This window comes from Cyanobacterium stanieri LEGE 03274 (assembly GCF_015207825.1).
Taxonomy (GTDB): Bacteria; Cyanobacteriota; Cyanobacteriia; order Cyanobacteriales; family Cyanobacteriaceae; genus Cyanobacterium; species Cyanobacterium stanieri_B.
Genome location: NZ_JADEWC010000033.1, coordinates 1 through 12,590, shown reverse-complemented (window position 1 = coordinate 12,590; position 12,590 = coordinate 1). Strand labels below are relative to the sequence as shown.

6 protein-coding genes and 1 tRNA gene are annotated in these 12,590 nt (G+C 38.0%); 3 read left to right on the top strand and 4 right to left on the bottom strand.

The annotated features are described in order from the left end of the window. Positions 1-830: 830 nt before the first annotated feature. The 3 genes from IQ215_RS12350 (at position 831) to IQ215_RS12340 (ending at position 7,754) form a co-directional block, all read left to right on the top strand. A complete protein-coding gene (locus tag IQ215_RS12350) occupies positions 831-3,647 on the top strand; it encodes a DNA methyltransferase (RefSeq protein ID WP_193801722.1) in 2,817 nt (938 codons plus the stop codon). A gap of 485 nt (positions 3,648-4,132) precedes the next feature. Then, entirely contained in the window at positions 4,133-5,095 is a 963-nt protein-coding gene (locus IQ215_RS12345) for a Fic family protein (protein ID WP_193801721.1), read from the top strand. A gap of 115 nt (positions 5,096-5,210) precedes the next feature. Further along, entirely contained in the window at positions 5,211-7,754 is a 2,544-nt protein-coding gene (locus IQ215_RS12340) for a DUF3536 domain-containing protein (protein WP_193801720.1), read from the top strand. Positions 7,755-8,127: 373 nt separating this feature from the next. Here the strand turns inward: IQ215_RS12340 and IQ215_RS12335 are convergent, their stop codons facing one another. The 4 genes from IQ215_RS12335 to IQ215_RS12320 form a co-directional block, all read right to left on the bottom strand. Beyond that, positions 8,128-10,542 (bottom strand): phosphoketolase family protein, encoded by a 2,415-nt coding sequence (locus tag IQ215_RS12335; protein WP_193801719.1) that lies wholly within the window; start codon positions 10,540-10,542, stop codon positions 8,128-8,130. Positions 10,543-11,019: 477 nt separating this feature from the next. Further along, positions 11,020-11,092, bottom strand: a tRNA-Thr gene (locus IQ215_RS12330). Between the two features lie 96 nt (positions 11,093-11,188). Next, positions 11,189-11,836 (bottom strand): response regulator transcription factor, encoded by a 648-nt coding sequence (locus IQ215_RS12325; protein ID WP_193801718.1) that lies wholly within the window; start codon positions 11,834-11,836, stop codon positions 11,189-11,191. A 22-nt stretch (positions 11,837-11,858) separates the two neighbouring features. Further along, complete coding sequence (locus tag IQ215_RS12320) at positions 11,859-12,428, bottom strand: DUF2854 domain-containing protein (RefSeq protein WP_193801717.1); 570 nt, start codon at positions 12,426-12,428, stop codon at positions 11,859-11,861. Positions 12,429-12,590: the final 162 nt, after the last annotated feature.

Sequence of the window (12,590 nt, the reverse complement as noted above, 5' to 3'; positions counted from 1 at the left end):
TTCATTGAACGAAAACATAGTAGCCGTGGAATTTATTACACGGTGGGCGAAGATAGAATCTAGTTATAACGAATTATCCGAACTTGATATTATTCATTCCAAGGCGAGTGATGATATATCTTCTAAATTAGATGAGGTAATAGGTATAACTTTAAATCCCTGAATCCAAATATACCTTAGTTCAATTCATTGAACGATAAATGATTAGCCGTGTAATTTATTACACGGTGGGTAATGGGAATAATTGACTATCGCCACATATCGCCTCGCAATGAATTACGAGGCTACGGGATTTATCGTTTAATAAATTAAACTCCATTTGATTTAAAGCGCGATCGCCCCTTATAATAATCTTATTATCTTAGTTCAATTCATTGAACGATAAATGATTAGCCGTGGAATTTATTACACGGTGGGCGAAGATAGAATCTAGTTATAACGAATTATCCGAACTTGATATTATTCATTCCAAGGCGAGTGATGATATATCTTCTAAATTAGATGAGGTAATAGGTATAACTTTAAATCCCTGAATCCAAATATACCTTAGTTCAATTCATTGAACGATAAATGATTAGCCGTGTAATTCATTACACGGTGGGTAATGGGAATAATTGACTATCGCCACATATCGCCTCGCAATGAATTACGAGGCTACGGGATTTATCGTTTAATAAATTAAACTCCATTTGATTTAAAGCGCGATCGCCCCTTATAATAACCTTATTATCCTAGTTCAATTCATTGAACGAAAACACGGTGGGCGAAGATAGAATCTAGTTATAACAAATTTTCCGAACTTGATATTAACCCCTAACATTCATCTCCCCATGACAGATAATCATCAAGAAAACCTAGAAAAATTCATCCAATTTTGTCAACAACACATCACAGGGCAAGAAAGGAAAGAAGCCCAAATATTTCTTGATAGGTTTTTCCAAGCCTTTGGTTATAACGGCGCCCTAGAAGCAGGGGCAAAATATGAAGAAGCCATCAAAAAAGGTAGCAAAAAGAAAAATACAGGGTTTGCCGACTTGGTATGGAAACCCAAGCTATTGATTGAGATGAAAAAACGAGGGGAAGACTTAAATAAACATTATGCCCAAGCCTTTGAATATTGGTCAAGACTCGTACCCAATCGCCCTCGCTACGTCATTCTTTCCAACTTTGACGAGTTTTGGATATTTGACTTTGATTTACAACTTGATGAACCTGTAGATATAATTTCCCTAGAAGAATTACCCCAACGATATTCCGCCTTTAACTTCATGTTAAGGGGTGATGTGGAATCCATCTTCAAAAATAATCAAGTAGATGTCACCGAAAAAGCAGGAAGAAGACTAGGGGAATTATTCCAAATCTTACAAAAGCGCCTCAACCCTAGCCCCCCTGCCCCCAATTCTGGGGGAGATAATGAGAATTGCCCCCCTGCCCCCAATTTTGGGGGAGATAATGAGAATAAAACCCTGAAGATTCAACGGTTTATCTTACAATGCGTGTTGGCAATGTTTGCGGAGGATAGGGGTTTGTTACCCAATAACCTCTTTATCCGTTGTGTGGAGGAATGTATTAACGGCGCCAGTAGTTATGACGTGTTGGGGGGTTTATTCCGTGAGATGAATAATCGGGGGGTGACTCCTGCGGGAAAATATCAGGGGGTGGAATATTTTAATGGCGGTTTGTTTGCCACGGTGGAAGCTATTGAGTTGACTAAGCCTGAATTAGAAATTTTGGCTACCGTTGCCCGTCAAGATTGGAGTAAGGTGCGCCCTGCTATTTTTGGGAATATCTTTGAAGGCACAGTTAACGCGAAGGAAAGGCATAGTTATGGAATGCACTACACCTCGGAGGCGGATATTATGAAAATTGTACGCCCTACCATCAGCAAGTATTGGGAAGATTTGATCGATAATACTAACACCATCAAGGATTTAAGCAATTTACAGCTTCAGTTACAATCTTACAAAATTTTAGACCCTGCCTGTGGTAGTGGTAATTTTCTTTATGTGGCATATCAGGAGTTAAAGAGAATTGAGCAGTTATTGTTAGACAAAATTCGGGCAAAGAGTAAGAAACAAAATGTTCAACAAAATCTAGGTTTTGTTACGCCCAATCAGTTTTATGGCATGGATGTTAATCCTTTTGCGGTGGAGTTGGCTAAGGTTACTCTGATGATTGCGCGAAAAGTGGCTATTGATAAGTTGGGTTTGACTGAACCTGCGTTACCCTTAGATAGTTTGGATCAAAATATTCTCTGCACTGATGCTTTATTTTCTCCTTGGGTAAAGGCTGATACTATCATCGGTAATCCTCCTTTTTTGGGTGGGAAACACATGAGATTAAATTTAACTGATGACTATGTAGAAAAAATATTTAGTAAGTTTAAAGATGTCAAGGATTCAGTAGATTTTTGTTGTTATTGGTTTAGAATTGCCCATGATAATTTAGGGGAAAATGGTAGGGCTGGATTAGTGGCAACTAATTCTATTTCTCAGGGTAAAAGTCGTAGGGCTTCTTTGGATTATATCTTACAAAATAAAGGAATTATTCATGAGGCTATTTCCACTCAAGAATGGTCTGGAGAAGCAGCGGTTCATGTTAGTATTGTAAACTGGTCAAAGTCTATTCCTAACAATTATTTTTTAGATAATAAACAGGTTAAACAGATTAATTCTTCTCTCACTTCTTTAACGGATGTTTCTCAGGCTAAAAAGTTAAAAATTAATAAAAATATTTGTTTTCAAGGGGTTTCACCAGTAGGAATGGGTTTTATTATTACCGAAAAACAAGCCCAAGAATTTATTAAAGCAGATAGTAACAATAAAAAAGTAATTAAGCTCTTTTCAATGGGAGATAATTTAGCTAGTAATCCTCATGGTATTCCAAACAGATGGATTATTGATTTTGCTAATTTAGATGTTGAATCAGCTTCTGATTATAAATTACCTTTTCAATATGTTAAGGATAGTGTCAAGCCAGAAAGAGATAAAAACAGAATGAAAATGAGAAGACTAAACTGGTGGAAAATGGGGGTAAATGCTCTAACAATGAGAAAATCAATAGATAATTTATCTTTTTGTTTTGCTGTACCTAGAGTTTCAAAATGGGCAATATTTATCCCTTTCAATACAGAATGGTTAGCAGGTGATTTAAACTGTGTAATTGCTTCTGATGACTTTTATATTTTAGGGGTTTTAACTTCAAAAATACATCGTCTATGGGTAAAGGCTCAAAGCTCAACTTTAAAAGGAGACACAAGATATACTAATACAAGTTGTTTTGAAACATTCCCTTTTCCCTCACCCCCAGCCCCTCTCCCCAAGGGGGAGGGAAGCAAAATCGAAAAAAAAGTCTCTTTTGTTAAGGGGAATTCAGGGGGATCAAAAACAGATTTAGAAGGCTCAAAAATCTTGCAACAAATCAGAGATAAAATGACAGAATTACACGAATATAGAACTGAACAAATGGAGAAAAAACAATGGGGAATTACTCAGTTATATAATGCCTTTTTTGATGAGCCTAGCAGTAAATTATATAAGTTACATCAACAGTTAGATGATTTGGTAATGAAAGCCTATGGTTTTGATGAGGATGGGGATATTTTAGAGCAGTTATTGGAGTTGAATGGTAAGATGGCGGAAAATTGATTCACAGTAGGAATACAAAACACCTTAAATTTTTTCATCTGATTTAGAAAAGAGTTGTGGCGAATAGGTTTTTTGCCAAATTTTGTCCTTATTTGATCAGGGTTTCAGATACGCAAAGATTTAATTCACAACAAGTCTAAGATATATCGTCACCCTCCTTGCAATGAATTATATCAAGTTCGGAAAATTCGTTATCAATAGATTAGTATCTTCGCCCACCCTGTAATGAATAATATCAAGTTTGGATAATTCGTTTATAAATAGATTGTACTTTCGTAGTTGCCCCACCGTGTAATGAATTACACGGCTAATGGTAGTTCGTTCAATAAATTGAACTAAAGTATATTATGAAAACAGAATTTAGTATTAATTGTAAAGTGCGATCGAAAGAAGAAAAAAAGTGTCACAATTAGCAAAAATAACCAAAACTGTTACAGTAGATAAAACCCTTTCTTATTAAGACTTACGCCCTATTTTTAGCAAAAATGAATCAGAGTAACTGTGACAGTATCCACAAACGAAAAAAACTTCTAGACGAGTTGGGGAAACTCCCTGAAGCCATAGTAGAAAACCAAGAATGGTTATATATGTTGGAAGAGGATACTCGCCATTCGTTATCTATTGAAGGATATTTTGCCACAGAGGAAGAATTAAAAGCCGTATTACAGGGTAAAAAAACTCAACCAGAAATATTAAATTATTACCGTACATCCCAATTTGTTTATGATTTAGGTTTACAATATCATCGAGAAGAATCAGTCTTTTTAGACTTAGCTTTAATTCGTACTATTCATAGTCAATTATTGAGAGGAATCGATCAATATAGTTATTATTGTGGCAAATTTAGAGTAAATGCTATTACGATTCATGGAGCAAAAGTAAAGCCCCCAGAATTTGAGATTGAAAGTTATGTAAAAATCTTTTGTAAATATACTAAAAGTTGTTTAAAAACTTATCCTATCTTAGAAGCCTTGTCTCGGATTCATACACTATTTGAAAGTATCCATCCTTTCCAAGATGGTAATGGCAGGGTGGGTAGAATTTTATTAAATTATTTAGCCATTTCCCAAGGTTATCCTCCTATTGTTATTAAGGGTGTAGAATTATCCCAAAGAAATCAATATTATCAAGCCTTAGAATCAGCAGATATAGGTTTTCATCAAAAATTTTCTAGTCCTAATTTATCTGATATTAAAACACAGATAGATATAGGAGATTTTAACTTATTAAAAGAGTTATTATATTTAGGATTAAAACCAAGATTGGAACATATGATTATCTCTGCTTTAGAATCAAAAGAATCACTGTTACCATTAAAAGATTTAGCGATACATTTTCAGGTAAAAGAAACTACTTTGCGTCAGTGGATAAAAAGGGATAAGTTAATCGCCATAAAAAAACATAATAAACTTTATAGTCACCCTAAACTATATTTAGATTACACCTGAGAAAGTGGAAGAAAAAATAAAAATATTAACAACCGATCGCACTTAATTTGTATATTATAAAATAGGTGTTAGGCTAAAGAGTAGCGAGAAAAAGATAATAATCAGATAACGCCCCATGACTACAGTTACCGCAACAAACCCCAATAGTTTAACCATTGAAAAAGAAGAAAATACCCTTAACACAGCCACAGGAATATATGTAACCGTCCATGGGCATTTTTACCAACCGCCCAGAGAAAACCCTTATTTAAATACCATTGAGCGTCAACCCAGCGCCCAACCGTTTCACAATTGGAATGAGAGAATTTTTCATGAATGCTATCGTAATAATGTATATGCCCGTATCTACAACGATCAAGGGCAAATCATGGGCATCGTCAATAACTTTGAATATTTGAGCTTCAACATCGGTGCAACGTTGATGTCGTGGTTAGAAAAATATGATCAAGAAATTTATCAAAAAATCATCGAAGCTGATAGGGCTAGTTGTGAGCGTCTTAATGGTCATGGAAATGCGATCGCCCAAGTATATAATCATATTATCCTGCCCCTAGCCAACGAAAGAGATAAATATACCCAGGTGCGCTGGGGAATCACCGACTTTTATCAACGTTTTGGCCGTCATCCCGAAGGAATGTGGTTGGCCGAAACCGCCGTTGATTATCCCACCCTAGGAGTATTAATCGATGAGGGCATAAAATTTATTATCCTAGCCCCTAGTCAAGCCAAAAAATGTCGCCCCATGAATGCTGATGATACCACAGGGGAATGGTTAGAAGTGGGAGGAGGACAAATCGATCCTACCCGGCCCTATCGATGCTATGTTAAAGGACATGGTCACATTGATATATTCTTCTACGATGGCCCCATTTCAGGGGATATGGGCTTTGGTGATGTGCTATCTAGTAGTCATAACTTTTATTCCCGTCTCAAGTTAGCGATAAGGGGAGATGAGCGCAAATCCCAGTTAATCTCCGTTGCCACCGATGGAGAAACCTTTGGACACCACAAAAGAGATACGGAAAGATGTATCGCCTATGCCTTTACCAAGGAATTTCCCCAACAGGGATGGAATGTTACCAACTATGCCCATTATCTTAGCCTAGTAGAACCCACTTGGGAAGTAGAACTTAAATCCGTTACCGCTTGGAGTTGCTCCCATGGGGTGGATAGATGGCAGGATGATTGTGGCTGTGGGGGTGGTGGTGGTTTTCACCAAAAATGGCGCCGCCCTTTGCGTGATAGTCTCAACTGGTTACGGGATGAGTTGACGAAGGTATATGAAGAAGTTGCCCCCAATTATTTCGCTGATGTTTGGAAGGCAAGGGATGAATATGTTACGGTTATTTTGGATCGTGGTTTGGAAAATGTAGAAAGGTTTTTGGCAAAACATAGCCCCCAATCTTTGCCCCCTTCTGAGCAGGTGGACGCTTTACGGTTATTGGAGATGCAACGCCATTCTTTACTCATGTTTACCAGTTGCGGATGGTTTTTTGAAGAAATTTCTCGCCCTGAGGGTACGCAAATATTACGTTATGCTTCAAGGGCGATCGAGTTGGCAGGGGAAATTTCGGGCATTCAGTTAGAAAAAGAGTTCATTAAACGTCTTAAAAAAGCGCCTAGTAATGTGGAGAGTTTCGGTAATGGCGCTCAGGTATATTTACAGTCGGTGATTCCTAATCAAATTACCCTCAAACAGGTAGCGGCGCATTATGCCATTAGTTCTTTATATACTAATTATTCTACGGATGAAATCATCTATTGCTATGATGCCCATCAATTGGATTATCAAAAACAGCAAATTGGTTCGTTGACTTTGGCGGTGGGGCAGGTTAAGTTAACTTCTCAGATTACTTGGGAAAGTACCCATTATGTTTTTGGGGTGATTCATCTGGGGGGTTGGGATTTCCATTGTTGTATTCAACCTTTTACCAGTCGTTTGGCTTATAGTCAGATTAAGTCTCAGTTATTTTCTGCGCTTAAGGATATAAGTGTGGTGGAGGTAATTTTGTTGATGAGTGATTTGTTTGGTAATCAGTCTTTTGATTTACAACAGATTTTTGGGGAGGAAAGGTTGATTATCCGTGATAGGTTAATGGAAACTACCAAAAAACACCTCGATCAACTCTATACGCAGGTATATCGGGATAATTATAGTATCCTGTTGGCTTATTATCGGGATGATGTGCCTGTGCCTCAAGAATTGCAGGTAGCCGCACAGGTGGCGATTTCCTATCGTTGTACTCAAGTAATTCAGGAGTTAGCGACTAAATGCCCTGTTTCTTGTAATGTGGAGGGTTATTTGATGGAGTTAGAGGCGATCGCCCTTGAGGCAGATCATTTAAACTGTAAGTTAGAAGTACCAGAAGCCAAGGAAACTTTGGAGAAATTGATGGGGGATTTTCTTTCTCAAATTTTGGATGGCACTTCTATTCAAACCATTGAACAGGATATTGATAGTATTAAGAGTATTATTGATGTGGGTGAACTGTTAAAAATCGATCTGTGTTTAAATCAGGTACAAGAACAGTTATACTTCTTTGTTCATCAAAAGTCCATTGAGAGTATCATCGAACAAGAAACATTAATCCCTAATAGTCCTAAGTTGCGATCGCTCTTTAAGTTAGGGGAATATTTGTCGGTGTATTGTGGTAGATAGGTTTTAGCAATTTTAGACCCTGTGGAGAAATTATTTCTTGAATAACATCTAGTTCGGATAATTCGTTATAACTAGATTCTATCTTCGCCCACCGTGTAATAAATTCCACGGCTAATAATTTATCGTTCAATAAATTGAACTAATGGATATTGCTAATTTGTAAGTGATCAAGCGGACTTGATATAACAAGGGGTTTTAACCCCTTGCCTTACTTAGCAGTAATGCCAAATCCTTCTTGGGTAATTAATATACCTATGGGTTAACTTAGAATAGGGATAATTAGCTTATCAATCTACAACTATCAACCTTGAAAAACTGTTCCCCGTTCCCCACCCTAATTAGTATATTATTAGAACGGGATTTAGTATAATTTCTAAAAAGGCCATTGCCAATTGCGTATTTCCTCCTTATCAATACCGTGGGTATGCGCATAGTTAAGATTATCGATAATCTCATTTTTCATCAATTCTTTAAGGTATCCTGCCCTAGAGCCTAATTTTGGCACACGGTCAATGACATCAATAACTAAATTGAAACGATCAATTTGGTTCTTAATTGCTAACTCTAAAGGAGTGTTAATATTACCTTCTTCCTTATAACCCCTCACATGGAGACGGTGGGCGTTAGGATGACGATAAGCGAGTTTATGAATTAACCAAGGATAACCATGAAAATTAAAAATAATCGGTTTATCTTCGGTAAACAAAGTCACAAAATCTCGGTGAGATAAACCATGGGGATGTTCGGTTTCATCTTGCAATTTGAAGATGTCCACCACATTAACAAATCGTACTTTTAAATCGGGACATTCTTCCCTTAAAATAGCCGTAGCAGCGAGGGCTTCCATGGTAGGTACATCGCCACAGGATGCCATAATAACATCAGGTTCGTTGGCTCTGCCTTTTTCGTGGTCATTTCCTGCCCAATCCCAAATCCCAATGCCTTTAGTGCAATGTTTGATGGCATCTTCGATGGTTAAATACTGGAGGTGACTTTGCTTATCAGCCACAATGACGTTAACATAATCCTTACTGCGTAAGCAATGGTCGATGACGCTTAATAAACAGTTAGCATCGGGGGGAAAATATACCCTAGTAACTTCGGCGCTTTTGTTGGTGACGAGATCGACAAAACCTGGATCTTGGTGAGAAAAGCCGTTGTGGTCTTGTCTCCAGACAGTGGAAGATAGTAAAATGTTAAGGGAGGATACGGGCGATCGCCACGGCACATGATTTTTACATATATCCAACCATTTAGCGTGTTGGTTAAACATGGAATCGATGACATGGGCAAAGGCTTCGTAAGTATGGAATAAACCATGGCGCCCCGTCAATAAATAGGCTTCTAACCATCCCTCTAAGGTATGTTCGCTCAACATCTCCATGACTCTACCATCGGGGGAAAGCTCTCCGCCGTCCTCATCTTCGGGCAAATAATCCGCCATCCATACCTTTTTGGAGGCTTCATAAATGGGGTGCAGACGATTAGAGGCGGTTTCATCCGGGCCAAATACTCGGAAACTGGTCATATTACGAGCCATCACATCCCTTAAAAAGATTCCCATGGCCTTGGTATTCTCAAACCTAATTTTACCAGGTTCGGTCACAGGGATAGCATATTCAGGATCTTTAAAATCGGGCAAGTCAAGATCTTTTCTGAGTAAACCACCGTTAGCGATGGGGTTAGCGCTCATGCGGCGATCGCCCTTAGGAGCTAATGCTTGTAATTCGGGAATTAAAGTACCATTTTCATCAAATAATTCCTCTGGTTTATAACCCTTCATCCACTCCTCTAATAAGCGTAAATGTTCAGTGTTACTGTGCATATTACCCATGGGAACTTGGTGCGATCGCCAAAAATTCTCCACCTTATGACCATCAACATTTTTAGGGCCAGTCCACCCCTTAGGAGAGCGAAAAACAATCATCGGCCAACGAGGACGTTTAGCAACCCCAGTGCGTCTTGCTTCTGACTGAATTTCCCTAATTTTATTAACACACTCCTCAAGGGTTTGCGCCATCTTCTGATGCATAATTTCAGGGTCATCCCCTTCCACAAAATAAGGCTCATAACCATAACCCACAAATAAAGCGCTTAATTCCTCATGGGAAATGCGAGATAAAATAGTGGGGTTAGCAATCTTATAACCATTGAGATGCAAAATCGGCAACACTGCCCCATCACGGATGGGATTAATAAACTTATTAGAGTGCCAAGAAGTGGCCAAAGGCCCTGTTTCCGACTCACCATCCCCCACCATCACCACGGAAATAAGATCAGGGTTATCTAATACCGAACCATAGGCATGGGATACACTATAACCCAACTCCCCCCCCTCATGAATCGAACCAGGGGTTTCAGGAGTTACATGGCTACCAATGTGGCCAGGGAAAGAAAATTGTTTAAAAAACTTGCGCATTCCTTCCTCATCCATACTTTTATCGGGATAAATCTCGGAATAAGTTCCCTCTAAATACACAGGAGCAAGAATCCCGGGCGCACCATGCCCCGGGCCTGCCAAATAAATCATATTTAGGTCATACTTATTTATAAGGCGATTGAGATGCACATATACAAAGCTCAATCCTGGGCTAGAACCCCAATGACCTAATAATCTATACTTAATATCTTCTGGTTTTAGATGTTCTTTTAAAAGAGGATTGGAGCGTAAATAAATCATGCCTACCGCCAGATAATTACAGGCGCGCCAATAAGCATCAATTTTCCTCAATTCTTCTGAGTTTAAAACTAAGGAGCTTTGATTGTTTTCTGTGGGAGTTTGAACCATAGTTGAAATATACCTTCAGTATTTGTACTCAGTCTAGCACCTGAATTTTAAGCCTTCAACTTTTTTTCCTTTTTTTAACTATTACTTAACCTTGGGATTTTTTTGTTAAAAAAATAACAATAATTTTATAATTTATCTATTTTTTAAGGTGCGCTGAATGGTTTTGACTATATTAACTTCTGTCTAGGATTTGTCAGTATCGGGTATAGGGAGTGGGGGTGATGGTAGCTTATACTAAATCCTTGAATCAAAATATATCTTAGTTCAATTTATTGAACTATAAACTGTTAGCCTTATAATTTATTGCAAGGGGAGTGATGATATATTTTCTAAATCGAATTAGGTAATAGGTCATAATTTATTAATTGTCCATTGTTAATTATCAATTCTTCACACGTTCAGACTGATGATAATTAATGTTCCATAAACTGATTTAAAACTTATTTTTTTAAGACCTTGAATCAATGTTGTCAACTAAGCCATCTATCGGACTTGAACCGATAACCTTATCATTACAAGTGATGTGCTCTACCAATTGAGCTAAGATGGCGTTCTTGTCAAACTTATTCAAGTAGTAACAAAAACTACTTTTTCATTTGCACAATACATTATAACCAATATAACGGGGAGTTTGTCAAGATGAAAATTAGACCAATTGAGATTGGATTGCCCAGCGAGATAATTCCGTACGATTGTGTAAACCAGTTTTGTTAAGCATATTAGAAACGTGGCTTTCTATGGTGCGCTGACTGACTCCTAATTCTATGGAGATTTCCCGATTAGATAAACCTTGGGAAACTAAACTGACTACCTTGGTTTCTGTGGGGGTTAATTCAACGGATTTAGGAACTTGAATTCTTTTCATGTCAGCCACAACACCGTTATTATTATTAATCAGACGTTGACTATAATTGAGGGTAGATTTTACTTGGGCGACTAATTCTTCAGGCTCAAAGGGTTTGACTAAATAAACATCAGCCCCAATGTTTAAACCTTTTATCCTATCGTGGCTTTGAGTTTTGGCAGAAAGAAAAATAATCGGTAACTGATTCCATTGAGGATTTTGGCGTATTTCTTCCACAAAACTATAACCATCCATTTCAGGCATCATGACATCACAAATGATTAAATCAGGCATTTCTGTTTCCAAAAGACTGAGGGCTTCTCTGCCCTGACTGGCGGTTAACACCTGATAGCCATTAAATTCTAAATAATCCGTCACTAACAAAATTAGATTAGGATCATCATCAATAAGGAGTAGTTTATGGGGATTAGGATTAGGGGTGTTTTTCATTGTCTTATACTATGCAATGTTTCTAAGCAACTTCAACGGGGCTAGATTGGGGGGTGGAAATAAGAGCTAAATCGATGACATTGTCGTTAAAGTTTAAAATTTGGGCGCTGATACCTGGACCAAAAAATTTGGTTATTTTATCTAATTTTTCTTCCCAGATTTTTTGATTAATCAATGGGGTTTTGAATTGTAATACAAGGGTATATTTGCCATCAATGTCTATTTCCTTGATGGTGGTTAAAATTGGTCTTTCTTCATCGGTGGGACTTAATCCTAGGCGCTCTAGGGCATCATCGAGATGGGCTTCTTGTCCATAACGATAACGGGTTACGTCTTTTCTTAGTTGGTTTTGGGTGTCGGTGGCTTGGGCTTCCCTGAGGGTAATAATCTCTTTGGGGGTTTCAACGGAGAAGGGAATGGGTTTTAGTTCGGCGGCTTTGAGGGCGAGTCCCCCTAATAGCAAAGGAATTCCGTAGAAAAATCCTGCTAAATTAAGAGTTGAGTTACCTTGGGCATAGGCGACAAAACCGACTACGGTAAGGATTGAGCCAATGGTTAAACCCACTAAGGCTAAAGGAATTTTACGCAACATAGACTGATGAATGGTATTAAATAATATTTGATGGGGTATTTATTCTTTTTATCTTATCAAAGTCGGGGTCGTAAGGAGGATAAAAGTTTTGGTCATGGTTTTATTTGGGGGCGCTGGGTGAATCGGGGGAGAGGAATTGATAAATGGTTTGTGGTTGTAGGG